The sequence below is a fragment of the Bacillus aerolatus genome (genome assembly GCF_009183655.1).
Lineage (GTDB): Bacteria > Bacillota > Bacilli > Bacillales > Domibacillaceae > Pseudobacillus > Pseudobacillus aerolatus.
In genome coordinates, this window is record NZ_WEIO01000007.1 from 139,010 (window position 1) to 152,874 (window position 13,865).

General features: G+C 41.0%; 14 protein-coding genes. 12 read left to right on the forward strand and 2 right to left on the reverse strand.

Translation table 11 applies throughout. From position 1 onward, the window contains the following. Positions 1-273: 273 nt before the first annotated feature. The 4 genes from F9802_RS12825 (at position 274) to F9802_RS12840 (ending at position 2,881) form a co-directional block, all read left to right on the forward strand. Positions 274-495: a DUF1294 domain-containing protein gene (locus F9802_RS12825; RefSeq protein WP_152152691.1), complete on the forward strand. Its 222-nt coding sequence runs from the start codon at positions 274-276 to the stop codon at positions 493-495. 17 nt (positions 496-512) lie between these two features. Next, entirely contained in the window at positions 513-1,001 is a 489-nt protein-coding gene (locus tag F9802_RS12830; protein WP_152152531.1) for a dUTP diphosphatase, read from the forward strand. A gap of 75 nt (positions 1,002-1,076) precedes the next feature. Continuing rightward, positions 1,077-2,162 (forward strand): M42 family metallopeptidase, encoded by a 1,086-nt coding sequence (locus F9802_RS12835; RefSeq protein WP_152152533.1) that lies wholly within the window; start codon positions 1,077-1,079, stop codon positions 2,160-2,162. Positions 2,163-2,554: 392 nt separating this feature from the next. Further along, positions 2,555-2,881 (forward strand): CHY zinc finger protein, encoded by a 327-nt coding sequence (locus tag F9802_RS12840; protein ID WP_152152535.1) that lies wholly within the window; start codon positions 2,555-2,557, stop codon positions 2,879-2,881. A 424-nt stretch (positions 2,882-3,305) separates the two neighbouring features. Here the strand turns inward: F9802_RS12840 and F9802_RS12845 are convergent, their stop codons facing one another. Beyond that, entirely contained in the window at positions 3,306-3,752 is a 447-nt protein-coding gene (locus F9802_RS12845) for a YueI family protein (protein WP_152152537.1), read from the reverse strand. Positions 3,753-3,967: 215 nt separating this feature from the next. Here F9802_RS12845 and F9802_RS12850 point away from each other — a divergent pair, with 215 nt between their 5' ends. The 8 genes from F9802_RS12850 (at position 3,968) to F9802_RS12885 (ending at position 13,069) form a co-directional block, all read left to right on the forward strand. Further along, entirely contained in the window at positions 3,968-4,279 is a 312-nt protein-coding gene (locus F9802_RS12850) for a hypothetical protein (RefSeq protein ID WP_152152539.1), read from the forward strand. Positions 4,280-4,375: 96 nt separating this feature from the next. Continuing rightward, positions 4,376-4,864, forward strand: coding sequence for a DUF1648 domain-containing protein (locus F9802_RS12855; protein WP_152152541.1), 489 nt, complete (start codon positions 4,376-4,378; stop codon positions 4,862-4,864). Positions 4,865-5,333: 469 nt separating this feature from the next. Continuing rightward, positions 5,334-8,093 carry a response regulator gene (locus F9802_RS12860; protein WP_152152543.1) on the forward strand — a complete coding sequence of 920 codons (2,760 nt, stop codon included), beginning with the start codon at positions 5,334-5,336 and terminating at the stop codon, positions 8,091-8,093. 37 nt (positions 8,094-8,130) lie between these two features. Further along, positions 8,131-8,973: a CheR family methyltransferase gene (locus F9802_RS12865; protein ID WP_152152545.1), complete on the forward strand. Its 843-nt coding sequence runs from the start codon at positions 8,131-8,133 to the stop codon at positions 8,971-8,973. Next, positions 8,945-10,996: a PAS domain S-box protein gene (locus F9802_RS12870; protein WP_225435341.1), complete on the forward strand. Its 2,052-nt coding sequence runs from the start codon at positions 8,945-8,947 to the stop codon at positions 10,994-10,996. The genes F9802_RS12865 and F9802_RS12870 overlap by 29 nt, the downstream gene beginning before the upstream one ends. Before the next feature lie 512 nt (positions 10,997-11,508). After that, the gene (locus F9802_RS12875) at positions 11,509-11,697 is read left to right on the forward strand and encodes an antitoxin VbhA family protein (RefSeq protein ID WP_152152549.1); all 189 of its coding nucleotides are present in this window, start codon (positions 11,509-11,511) and stop codon (positions 11,695-11,697) included. Then, positions 11,690-12,274 (forward strand): Fic/DOC family protein, encoded by a 585-nt coding sequence (locus F9802_RS12880; RefSeq protein ID WP_152152551.1) that lies wholly within the window; start codon positions 11,690-11,692, stop codon positions 12,272-12,274. The genes F9802_RS12875 and F9802_RS12880 overlap by 8 nt, the downstream gene beginning before the upstream one ends. A gap of 198 nt (positions 12,275-12,472) precedes the next feature. Next, the gene (locus tag F9802_RS12885) at positions 12,473-13,069 is read left to right on the forward strand and encodes a hypothetical protein (RefSeq protein ID WP_152152553.1); all 597 of its coding nucleotides are present in this window, start codon (positions 12,473-12,475) and stop codon (positions 13,067-13,069) included. A 161-nt stretch (positions 13,070-13,230) separates the two neighbouring features. On the opposite strand, the gene F9802_RS12890 is transcribed toward F9802_RS12885, so the two are convergent. Beyond that, positions 13,231-13,815 carry a GbsR/MarR family transcriptional regulator gene (locus F9802_RS12890; protein ID WP_152152554.1) on the reverse strand — a complete coding sequence of 195 codons (585 nt, stop codon included), beginning with the start codon at positions 13,813-13,815 and terminating at the stop codon, positions 13,231-13,233. Between the last annotated feature and the right edge of the window lie 50 nt (positions 13,816-13,865).

Sequence of the window (13,865 nt, forward strand, 5' to 3'; positions counted from 1 at the left end):
TAGCAGTCGTTTTAGGAAAAGTGAGAAGTAATTCCGGATAAGAAGTGGGTGATTCATGATAAATGGTGCGTGATTCAGGATAAAAGCTCTCATTCATGATAAATGATGCGCGATTCAGGATAATGAGCTCACAATTCATGATAAGAAGCTCATGATTCAGGAAAAACATCATTCAATTCAAAAAAGCATAAGTGAATCACCACTTTACTTGTGCTTTTTTGCTAAAATAGCAGGGAGGTGAGCCGTTTGTTCATTTATTTTATTTTAATCAACATGATCAGTTACATTGTAATGGGAAATGATAAACGAAAAGCGAAACGCGGGGCATGGCGGACGAGTGAGAACATGCTTTGGCTGCTGGCGCTCATTGGGGGAGCGGTTGGCAGTTGGATTGCCATGCAGGCGCACCGCCATAAAACGAAGCATATTTCATTTAAATATGGCATGCCGGTTTTAGCGATGATTGATCTTGGTCTGCTCGCTTATTTTTCATAAAGAAAGGGGAAAAAGGAATGAATGTATCAAAGTTATTTCACATGCAGCGGGCACTTGACGAATACATTGAATCGGAGCACGGCCTGAAAAAAGCGGATTTGTTTGATAAAAAAGTACTGGCTTTGCTTGTTGAAGTCGGGGAGCTCGCCAATGAAACGCGCTGCTTTAAATTTTGGAGTCTGAAAGAGCCAAGTGCCCGTGCAGTGATTTTGGAAGAATTCGTTGACGGCGTGCATTTTATTTTATCACTCGGACTGACACTTTCGTTAGAAAAAGAAGCAGCCATTATCGAAAGTGGCTCCGCTGATTCAGCAACGGAACAATTTTTGCTTATATATGAAGCAGCTAGTTTGTTTAAGCAGGAAAAATCAGCGGAGGCGTATCACCGGCTGCTCAACGATTACTTTGCGCTCGGCCGCCTGCTTGGTTTTTCGGCAGAAGAAGTGGAAGAGGCCTATGTCGCTAAAAATGAAGTGAATTATGAACGGCAGCAACAAGGGTATTAAGCGGAATTTTTGTGCATTTCCGGAAAATCCCGTATAATGCAAGCGGATACATATTTTGTATAGGAGGAATTTTCCATGACCAAACTGGACGAAACATTAACGATGCTAAAAGACTTGACGGATGCAAAGGGAATTGCCGGCAACGAACGCGAAGCCCGCTCCGTCATGAAAAGGTATATAGAACCGTTCGCCGATGAAGTGACGACAGATAATCTGGGCAGTTTAATCGCCAAAAAAACGGGCCACGAAAACGGGCCAAAAATTATGGTAGCTGGCCACCTAGATGAAGTCGGCTTTATGATTACACAAATTGACGATAAAGGCTTTCTCCGCTTTCAAACAGTGGGCGGCTGGTGGAACCAGGTTATGCTTGCCCAGCGCGTGACGATCGTTACAAGAAAAGGCGATCTTACAGGTGTGATCGGATCGAAGCCGCCGCACATCTTGTCACCGGAAGCGCGCAAAAAGCCGGTAGATATTAAAGATATGTTCATCGACATCGGTGCGTCCAGCAAAGACGAAGCACAGGAGTGGGGCGTGCGCCCGGGCGATATGGTCGTACCTTATTTTGAATTTACTGTGATGAACAACGAAAAAATGCTGCTTGCCAAAGCGTGGGACAACCGCATCGGCTGTGCGATTGCGATCGACGTCATGAAATACGTCAAAGACAAACAGCACAACAACACTGTTTACGGTGTTGGTACAGTGCAGGAAGAAGTCGGTCTGCGCGGCGCAAAAACGTCCGCACAAAAAATTCAGCCGGACATCGCATTCGGCGTTGATGTAGGCATTGCCGGCGACACACCAGGGGTATCCGACAAAGAAGCAATGAGTAAAATGGGCGACGGTCCACAAATTATTTTGTACGATGCCTCTATGGTTTCACACAAAGGTCTGCGCGACTTTGTCACAGATGTGGCTGACGAATTAAATATTCCATATCAATTTGACGCTATGGCCGGCGGCGGTACAGACTCAGGTGCGATCCACGTCACATCAGGCGGCGTACCGAGCTTGTCCATTACGATCGCGACACGCTACATCCATTCCCACGCCGCTATGCTCCACCGCGACGACTACGAAAACGCCGTTAAACTCATCGGCGAAGTCGTCCTGCGCTTGGACAGTGACACAGTAAATAAAATTAAATTTGACTAAAGAAAAGCGGAAGCGCCTGTTCTGCCCCGACAAGCAAATGTTCTTCCCCGAGGAAGTCCGTACTTTGACTTCATTGGGGAAGGTTATTTGACCTCGAGGGGCAAGGCGCTGCAGCTGGACAATAAAGAAAAGCGGAAGCGCCTGTTCTGCCCCGACAAGCAAATGTTCTTCCCCGAGGAAGTCCGTACTTTGACTTCATTGGGGAAGGTTATTTGACCTCGAGGGGCAAGGCGCCGCAGCTGGACAATAAAGAAAGCGGAAGCGCCCGTTCTGCCCCGACAAGATTTTGGCAAGTAAATTCGCTAAACCGGTCAGTAAATTATCTAGTTCGGCTCGTAAGTAAAAAAACGGAGCCGAAAACTGGCAGGCGCTCGCCTGGAGGTCGAAAAATTATGCAAATCAAAGGCCATACTGTGCGCGGCAGTGTACTCGACGAAGAAACCCGCTGCACCCATTATCATAAAGAAATAGACCGAATTGCCATCAAGTTTTATTGCTGCCAGACGTATTATCCTTGCTTTCAATGCCACGAAGAACACGGCTGCGGGCAGGCAAGCGTCTGGCCGCAGGAACAATTCGATGAAAAAGCCATTTTGTGCGGCGCCTGCGGGAACGAATTAACAGTGAACGAGTACCTTCAGTGCCAATCCAAATGCCCGCATTGCCAGGCTGCTTTTAACCCAGGCTGCAGCCTTCACCGCGAATTTTATTTTGGGTAAGAAAAGCGGAAGCGCCTGTTCTGCCCCGACAAGCAAATGTTCTTCCCAAAAGAAGTCCGTACTTTGACTTCATTGGGGAAGGTTATTTGACCTCGAGGGGCAAGGCGCTGCAGCTGGACAAAGAAAAGCGGAAGCGCCTGTTCTGCCCCGACAAGCAAATGTTCTTCCCAAAAGAAGTCCGTACTTTGACTTCATTGGGGAAGGTTATTTGACCTCGAGGGGCAAGGCGCTGCAGCTGGACAAAGAAAAGCATAGCTCAAACAACGATAAAAGGCTGTCCTAAAAGCAAAATGCTTTTAGGACAGCCTTTATATGTTTCAGAAGAATAAATTACAAAATGAATGACAGGCTGGACTGACGTCAAGAATTCAAGTTAGTCCAGCCTTATTATCCCAATTGAGTCTGTGACAGGGACGTTTGCTTTTTATTTTCTCTTCAACCATTTAAAGAGCGAAGCCAATTTACTTTTTTTCTTTACGGGTTTCAACTTTTGTTTCTTTTGTTGTCTGACGAGAAAGATCTCTTCTTTATCAATGGCATGGTCGTAGGCCAAAACAAGGCCGATATCTGTGTGGTGATTCTTGTTTACTACGACTGTGTAGCCAAGTTTATTTTTTTCTGCAGCTGCGATATATTTTTTCAAATAAGTGATATCTAATGTGCCATTTAAGTAAAGTTTCGCTTGTGGATGCTTCTTCATAAGCTCGATCAGTTCAGGGTAAACTTCTTTTTCCCTCACCTGTCCTTGTAGCAGCACGGCGACAATTCTTTCCCTTAACGTGCCGAGAAACCTTCTCCGTTCTTCCGGCTTAATTTCTTTTTTTCCATAGATACCTTCCTGTAAAATATCGTCTACACTCTTTTTAGACATAATATAACTCTCCAAACATCATATTTTTCGATGACAGTTCGTAATAAAAGCACAATCCCTGATATATTAGAGAATATGCTTCAACCTCAGCTTTGGCAAATGATAATTTACCTATCATTTGCCAAAGCTGATCGCGGCTCCGGGGATGGGCTGTTTCTTTCAACCAGTGTAAATGCCTTGGAAGAATTGGTACAATTGTGTAGAAAGGGGGATATATGAAAATATATAGTATGTCGTCTGTTGTCTTTGCCATTATTGGACTATTATTTATCGGTCTTTCGTTTGTACTCCAGAATTTTGTTGAGTTTCTTTTAGTTGTCGGTTTAGCTTTTTTAGTGGCAGGAGTGGTCGTCAGTGTCAAAGCCATATCGAGAGGCGAAAAAGGGAATGTGAAATTTATCGCGATCGCCGCTTTCTTTTCGATCAGTCTAGTTATTATCCTAGTAGTACCTTTTCACATTGTCCGGGTGTTCACGTGGGTGAAGAACTGGCCGATCATTGAGGAGCTGCTAAGGAGAATGGGCTGATGGACCGGCTGCATTATGACACTGAGCCTTTAAATTTTAATGAATCAGATATCGTTTTAAAGATAATAAAAGAAGCTAAAAAGCTGGAGGTCCGCCATGGCTAAACTTGTTTATTTGCCGAAAACCTCATTTGAAAAAATATCGACGATCGTCTCATTGCTTTTAATCATTGGAAATGTCATTTATTTGCTTATTCAATGGAGCACGCTTCCGGACCAAGTGCCGATTCACTTTAACGCCAAAGGAGAAGCGGACGGCTGGGGCGGCAAAGGGATGATTTGGTTTGTGCCGGCGGTGACGTTGCTTTTATGGGCGGGCTTGACCGCTTTGGAACGAGTGCCGCACGTATACAATATCCCGAATTTGACAGAGGAAAATAAGGAAAGGCAATACGTCAACAGCCGGATGATGTTCAATGTGTTGAAAATGGAACTTGTCTTTTTTCTCGTGTATACGAGCTGGCAAAGTGTACAGTGGGCGCATGGAAATGAGACGGGGATCGGCTGCTTTGAGCTGCCCGTTTTTTTGACGGTGATTCTTGGCACGATGGGTGTGTTTCTTTTCCGTGCGTACAAAATAAAGTAATAAATAAAATTTCAAGCATGTAAAGACTCGTTGCTAACTAGACAAAATCATCCGGCTTATAAGATCGCGTAATAAAGCAGCATCTCGTAAGCCGGTGCTACCTTTTAACTTGCCGTTTAAGATTTCTTGTTGCGTGACACGTTAGTTTAACGCAGTCGGGACGTAAGAAATTATTTTCATCAAGAATGGCTGATAAGTAAGATCGAACTAACGCAGTTTCAGGGGCGTAAAGGTTCGATTTCTTTGTCTTTTTTACCCTTTTTTTGTCGAAAAAAAGGGTTTTTTCTTTTTAGTCATTTCAGTCTGCGCTTTCTAATAAAAAAGCAATTAAATATTAGTTTGAAAATTAACACTATTCATCTTATTATATATAATATTGATACTAAAGCAACGGTAAAAGAAGAGCTGGTTTTATTCCTTTACAATTGTATGCTTTAGCCGCAAATGATTGTTGAGGGAGGGGAAAAGTATGAAATTCAAAACAAAACTGTATATAGGATTTGGTTTTCTTTTCGGACTATTTATCATCTCTTATCTCATTTTTATGATCATGATGAGCCAGATTAATCAAAACACGAAAAACGCCGTGAAGAATTATGAGATGCTTAGTTTGGCTAATACGATTCAAAATGAATTGAATGTGTTCAGCAGGGAAGCAAGAGGCTTGCTCGCCAATCCCCCCGAGGAACTTAAAAGGCCATTTAAGGAAAGTAGAGATCAAGCTCTCCACAATGTAAATATAGCGATAGGCTCCCTTGAGAAGTTAGATAGCCGGGAACAATCGCAACATTTAATTCAGGAATTAAAGACAATGAGCAGAACACTCGGCGAAATGGAAAAAGAAGGCGATGGATTAATAAAAGAAGGTAAATATGCGGAAGTAACCCAACTGTTTTGGTATGATAGCTTAAAAGTTAGAGAAGACATGGTCAAAGTGGCTAGTGAATTGCAAGCTATACAAAAACAAACCGTTGACACGGAGCTGAATCAATCCCGCAAGACGTATAAACTAATGAATCAAATGATTTTTATTTATATGATCGCCGGTTTTTTGGCCGGAATTAGTATGACGATCTGGATTTTTCGGAGTGTAACAGGTAATTTGAACAAGGTTACTTCCGTTATGACAAAAGTGGCTTTTGGCCAGTCTGATCAATTGCCGCGCATCAAGGTCACTTCAAAAGATGAAATCGGGGAAATAGCCGTTGCATTTAATGAAATGGCTCAAGCTTTGGAAACGCATACGATGCAGGAAAAAGAATTAAAACATGCCGCAGAGGAACATAGCTGGTTAAAAACGAAAGTGGCTGAAATCGCTACCATGTATCCTGGTATAGATAGTTTAGAAATATTGGCCCAGCTATTTATCACAAAAGTTGCGCCTATGACAGGGGCGAAATATGGTGTCTTCTATATGAAACAGGGAAATGGAGAGGAAACGAAATATCAAAAGCTCGCTGCTTATGCTTATAACGATCAGGAAGCGGGCAAAGACAGCTTTTGTTTAGGGGAAGGGCTCGTTGGACAGTGTGCATTAGAGAACCGAACGATTTCGCTCCATCAAGTGCCTGCCGATTATATTAAAATTGCTTCTGGGCTCGGTTCGGCATCACCTGCAAATGTACTGGTCATTCCAGCGGAGTTTCAAGGAGAAGTACTGGCTGTAATTGAATTGGCCTCATTTGAACCGTTCAACCCTCTCGAACAAATGCTTCTCCAAGAGGTCATGGATAACATTGGCATGAATATAAACAGTATTTTAAGACATATGCAAGTAGAAAAGCTGCTCGAAGACTCACAGACGTTAACGGAAGAGCTGCAAAGCCAATCGGAAGAGCTTCAATTGCAGCAAGAGGAGCTTCGAACAGTGAATGAACAGCTTGAAGAACAATATGAAAACTCTGAACAAAAGACAAGGGAACTGGAAAAAACAAAAAGTATGCTGGAAGAAAAAGCAAAGCAGTTAACCGTTAGTTCACAATATAAATCAGAATTTCTTGCTAATATGTCCCACGAGCTGCGAACGCCGCTCAATAGCCTGCTTATACTAGCTCAAATGCTGGCTGAAAATGCAGACGGAAACCTTACTGCCAAACAAGTAGAGTATGCGGGAACGATTTTCTCATCAGGAAATGATCTCTTGCATTTAATTAACGATATTTTAGACATAGCCAAAGTGGAAGCAGGGAAAATGGAAATTCTGTTTGAAGATGTGAAGCTTAGTGACGTGAAAGAGGTTGTGGAAGCGCAATTTATTCCGATTGCCCGCGAGAAAAAAATTCAATTAAACGTTCAGCTTGCTCCTAATTTGCCAAAGGTCATCTATACTGATAAACAGCGGTTGCAGCAAATATTGAAAAATTTATTATCCAATGCGTTCAAATTTACTGAGCATGGAGCTGTCTCATTAACGATACAAAAAGTTGAAAAAGAAGTCTTTTCAAAAGCGAATGAGATCCCTTATACGGATATAGAACTTGCCTTCGCTATTAAAGATACAGGTATCGGTATTCCAGAAGAAAAACAGGACAATCTATTTGATGCATTTAAACAGGCGGACGGAACAATCAGCCGTAAATATGGCGGCACAGGATTAGGTCTTTCGATCAGCCGGGAAATCGCTCACTTATTAGGCGGCTTTATTGAAGTTGAAAGTATCGAACATAATGGAAGCACATTTACTTTATATTTACCGAATGATCGGCAGATGAAACAGTCAGAATTATCCATTGTGGAAGCTGAAGTGGCTGCAGGGGTTATCGAGGATTCAGAATCCATAGCTATTGTTGATCCAGTTGAGTTTTTAATTCAGGCCGATGAAATAGAAAAACAGTCATATGGAAAAAAAGCCTTGCTTGAAGGGAAGAAAATATTAGTAGTAGATGACGATATGCGTAATATCTTTGCGTTAACGACAGCACTTGAAAGTTATTTAGTGGAAGTTTTGTTTGCGGAAAATGGCAAAGAAGGGATTGCCGTACTACAAGAACATCCAGATATTGATCTCGTTCTCATGGATATTATGATGCCCGAGATGGACGGGTTTGAAGCCATTCGCTTCATACGTCGAAAAGAGGAATTTTTGCATTTGCCGATTATTGCGCTTACTGCTAAGGCAATGAAAGACGACCGCAAGCAATGTATTGATGCAGGGGCCTCTGATTATATTAGTAAACCGGTAAATTTAGAACAGCTATTTTCAACGATGCAAGTATGGCTGTACAGATAGGTGGAATTTAGAATGAATTATGGGGTAAGAAAACAAGATGAATAGCATTGAACGTCACGTTAATCATGAGTTGGAAGCAATTGAGATCGACTTATTACTTGAAGGAATATACCGCTACTACGGTTTTGATTTCCGAAACTACGCTGTGCCCTTTTTAAATCGCCGAATTTGGAACAGGGTACGTGCAGAGAATGTATCTAGCATTTCAGGTCTGCAGGAGAAGATTTTCCATGATCCTTCCGTTATGAAAAGATTAGTCTATGATTTCTCGATTAATGTAACGGAGATGTTTCGCGACCCAAGCTTTTTTTTCTCCTTTCGAACAAAAATAGTTCCCCTTTTAAGAGACTGTTCCGCCATTCGCATTTGGCATGCTGGGTGTTCTACCGGAGAAGAGGTCTATTCCATGGCCATTCTTTTACACGAAGAAGGGCTGTATGAAAAAACGAGAATTTATGCTACAGATATAAATGAAAACGTGCTGAAACATGCGCAAGCTGGGGAATTCCCTTTGCAACGAATGCAATTATATACGAGAAATTATCTTGCTGCCGGAGGAATAAGATCGTTCTCGGAGTATTATACAGCTAAGAATGAAAATGCAATCTTCCACCCGTTTTTAATGAAAAATGTTGTTTTTGCCCAGCATAACTTGGCAACGGACCGCTCATTTAATGAATTTCATGTCATTATCTGCAGAAATGTGATGATTTATTTTAATAAGATGCTTCAAAATCGTGTCCACCATCTTCTGCATGAAAGTTTAAGCTTGTCAGGAATTCTTGCTTTAGGCAGCAAAGAAGGAATTAAATTTACGAGCATTGCAAATTCTTATGAGGAAGTTGATTCGTTTGAAAAAGTATACCGAAAGATCAAATAATTCGATACCTGCCCCAGTCAAGCCGTTAAATAGGGAAGAAAGCGAGACCACTAGTTATCAAAAGGTGAATATTTTAATCGTTGACGATCATCGGGAAAATTTGCTGGCATTAGAAGCGGTACTCGAGTCTCCGGAATATAACTTAGTGTATGCAAGCTCTGGTGAAGAAGCATTAAAATGGGTGCTGAAAGAGGATTTTGCCGTTATTTTATTAGATGTGCAAATGCCTGGAATTAATGGGTTTGAAACAGCTAAGCTCATTAAAGCGAGGGAAAAATCGAAGTATATCTCGATTATTTTTATTACAGCGATAAATCAAACGACGGAGCATGTCCTTCAAGGGTATAGTCTCGGTGCAGTGGATTATATATTTAAGCCATTTCATCCGGAAACGTTAAAACTGAAGGTTCAAGAGTTTGTAAAAATTTACCAGAACCATGAGCGGATAAAACGCCAAAGTGAACTGCAGCGTCAGTCTGAGCTTAAAGAAGTGAATGCAAAGTTAGAGCGCACCACTTTCGATTTACGTAAAAATGAAGAGCTGGCTAGAGTGATCGGTGAAACGCTGCTCGATACGATTATTACTTTTGATGATCAAGGGTATATATTATCCTTGAATCCTGCTGTAAAAAGCATGTTCGGATATACAGTTGATAGTTTGTTGGGGCGGCATATCGTTCACCTTTTGCCAGAGTTCACCTTACACTGGATGAATTCAATCAATGAAGTGACGGGACAGCTATTTGAAGCTGTCGCAAAGCACAAAAGCGGCCACGATGTTCCAGTTGATATTCAAATTGGAGAAGCGCAAATCGAGGACGAACGAATCTTTGTATGCTCAGTTCGTGATATCACCTTACGAAAACAAGTGGAACAAGGTCAGAAGCAGCAATACAATCTTCTGGAAAAGTTGGTGGAAGAAAGGACGCAAGAACTTTTGACAGCTAACGAAAAGCTCCGGAAAGAAGTGGATGAGCGAAAAAAAATAGCAGAAGATCTTCGGTTATCAAGAGAACACTTTTATAAAATATTTGAATCCAGTCCTTGTTTAATTGAAATTCGCTCATTAAAAGATGGGAAATATATAGATGTAAATGCCAGTTGGTTGAAATCTATCGGTTACGACTATGAAGAAGTGATGCAGCAAACCACCTCTGTCTTACATCTTACAGCAAATTTGGATGAAGGAAAAAATGAGACTCACCGTTTGCAAACGGAAGAATGTGTTCGAAATGCGAAGGTTTACTATCAAACGAAGACAGGTGAAGTACGTGAAGGGCTGTTATCAACGGAGATTTTTGACATACGCGGGGAGAAGTGTATTCTTAGCGTCATCACAGATATTACAGAACGGGTAAGGTTGGAGAATGAAGTAGCCCGCCTGGACCGTTTGTACTTAATAGGAGAAATGGCAGCAGGAATTGCTCACGAAATTAGAAATCCAATGACGACCGTTCGCGGATTTTTAGAGTTGTCAAAGAGCGATCCTGAAAACTTAACCGTCAAGTATATTGATTTAATGATGGGGGAATTAGATAGAGCGAACTCGATCATTACTGAATTCCTTAACTTAGCGAAAAACAAAGTAAGCCATAAAACATTGCAACCGCTTAACTCTATTATAGAAGCGCTTTATCCGTTAATACAGGCAGAGGCTTTGCTGACGGGAAAAACGATCTCGCTTCAGTTAAGCGAATGCCCTGAGCTTCATCTAGATGAAAAAGAAATCAGCCAGTTGATTTTGAATTTATCATTAAATGGATTAGAAGCCATGTCTTCAGGGGGAAGGCTAACAATAGAAACATATACAGAAGATCAAGCGGTTGTTTTGGAAGTAAAGGACGAAGGCAGTGGAATCAAATCAGAATGGCACGAAGCCATCGGTACGCCTTTCTTCACGACAAAAGACACCGGAACAGGGCTCGGACTCGCCATCTGCTACAGTGTGGCCGAGCGGCACAACGCCGTCGTCGACTTTAAAACGAGCGAGCAGGGAACTGTCTTTTTTATCCGGTTTGAATAGGTACGGGCCGCATTCTAGGAGATTGGATAATAAAAAGAGGTAGTTGGATAACAAAGTGAGTTATTCGGACAATATTCGATGCAGAAAGCCATAATAAGTTAAAATATCCATGTCAGTTTCCATTGCGCTAAAGCATCAGGAGGCTGGCATTTTTCTTCGTCTAGAATTCCAAGCAGTGATTGCTATCCAACTGTGAGCAAAATCTATACTAATGATGACCCTTTCATCCCTTTTATTTACTGAATTTCACGCGTGTTGATTAACCAAAATTAGACAGAGCTCCTCTTACATTTTACAAGAAGGTGTCCCTTTTTGTCGTTTCTTTATGGAAAATTATTCATAATCAACACGCGTGATAGTTTATTGAACTTTAACTCATTTCTCGTTTTGTAGTACATAATAAAATCCGTTATAATAAGGGTATAAGTAAAAAAGCTGTTGTGATGGCTCTGTTCATGCATGCGGCCGTGCAGCAGATGATGCGTTGTAACGTATAGGAGGGAAATGATCGTATGAAGCTAAATAAGAAAGTTCTTAGTCATGAACGCGCGCAGAAAGCGATCCGATACGCTTCACATTCTCTCAAAGTTGAAGGGTTTAATGTAACAAAAGAAGACGAAGCTCTTGTTTATAAAGCGCTAGTTGGAAATATAACAGAAGAGCAATTCCATCAGGAAGTGAAAAGAATCGTCAATGTCTAAGTATCAAGCGGATTCTTTTTATTGCTACAAAGGTACGGATATTTTAAAAAATAAGCTGGGCCTTCGAGATCCTGATGCATTAGAGAAAGCGGAAAATTTATATACAATGTTTAGACTGGGGCAATTAAGTGAACAACCTCCACCTCATACATTTGACGTCCAGTCGCTTAAAGACATTCATCAATATATATTTCAGGATATTTATGACTTTGCCGGGGAATTTCGTCAAGAGGGAATTGCAAAAGGATCAACTGTGTTTGCCCATCCCCGATTTATTGATGAAGAAGCTAAACGGATTTTCACAGAGCTTTCCCGGGATCGTTATTTAACTAACTGTTCAAAGAAAGAATTTGCGGAAAAAGCAGCTTATTACGCGGCAGAGTTAAATGCGCTTCATCCTTTCAGAGAAGGAAATGGGAGAGCAATTAGAGAGTTTTTAAGGCAGCTAGCCATTCAATCAAATTATGAGTTAGACTGGCAAAATGCAAAGGAAGAGGAGTTATTACACGCTTTCATTCGCTCCTATAATCTGTCATTAACAGAGCTTTCTAATTTGATATTAGACTGTTTGGAATAGGTGCTTCCTGAAAAAATTCGGATTTGTTGGAGGCCGATAGAGATAGAGATAGAGAGTTGTTTGTCGCAGCTCTCTTTTTTTATTGCATTTTTTACATTCAATATTAGACTCAAAGGTAGGCAGTTTTAGCAAGTTAAGGGGGTTTTTTGGCTCAAATTTGTTACATGATAAAAAATTAGAGAAGCTGATGGAGGGTATATGATTAGAAATTTTTTCAAAAAAAGCTTTAGTGAAAGAGATTTTTGGACTTGGTTTGAGAAGCATTCAGAGGAATATTTTCATCTTGATGAAAATAACTATGAGCGCTTGTTTAATAAGCTTGATTTGCAATTATCGAAAATTAACGGGGATTTAGTGTTTGAGTTTAGTGCGGACATTCAAAACGGAAGAAGGGAGTTCATTATTAGCGCAGACGGATTGGCTTCGGCATTTCCAGATGTTATTCGGCTGACAGAATCCGCGCCGCAGCTGGCTCAGTTTCATATAATTGCGTTTAGACAAAGGAAAGATGAAGAGCATGAAATTCGCTATAATGAAGTCAACTTGAAAACCGAGGACATCTTTTTTACTTACGAACGAGATGAGCGAACAATCCAGCTGGATCTTATTATTTATATAAAAGAGTATATAGAGGAAAACGATGATTTCATCGGTGCTGCCTTTATCATGATTGACAGTCTGATTGGAGAATACGATGCAGGTACTAAACTGGGGGAAATTGAATTTAAAGCATATCGAGGGGAAAAAGAGGCAAAGCCGATTATGGCTTTACCTGAACTAATTGATAGCTTATAAAAATCCTAAAGCTATTATATATTAAACTAGAAAAGCAGACTGATTTTTGTGACATAAAAAGACCGCTCCGATGTTCGTGCATCGAAACGGTCTAATAATAGCACGTTCCCTCTAATTGGGGTCGACACCACAGCAGCTAAAACCGCCATGAGGGACCAATCTCAAGGGCGGTTTTGTTTTTTTATGAAATTGTACAAGTCATTCTTTTGTTCTTCGTCATTTTTAGGGATGAACGTGAAAATCTCGTGGCTTTCAAACGTGTCGATCAGTCTGTTCAACCAACCATAATAGTTGAGCATGTCTTGTAATTTAACAAGGTCTTCTTCCACGAATTGTTTTACATCATCGCTCATCTCTTCAGCAGCTTGTAATTTCTTTAAATCATTTATGGCTTTTTTAATAGCGTGGATATTCATGGAAATACTTGTACGCCATTTTGTTGAAAAAAGGTCGATAAAGTTTTGGTACCAATCTTCCTTTACTTTATATAAGTCTTTTCGTATCCCTTTTTTCCATACTCTTTCTACCATTTTTAAGTCTGAAAGGGTACGAACAGAAGTACTCATGCTTGTTTTGCTCATCCCAAGCTCTTCTTTCATTTCGTCTAAAGTTAACGGATCATGGTGAAAAAGCATCATCCCGTAAAGTCTTCCTATAGACGGTGTAACTCCAAATAAATGGATATTTTGAGCGATCGATTCAATCACTCGTTCACGAACTTTAGTCAGTTGTTCTTTCCCTGTCACTAGATCTTCACATCCTAATTTTTATTAAGCTTGGTGACAGCCAATCTCAC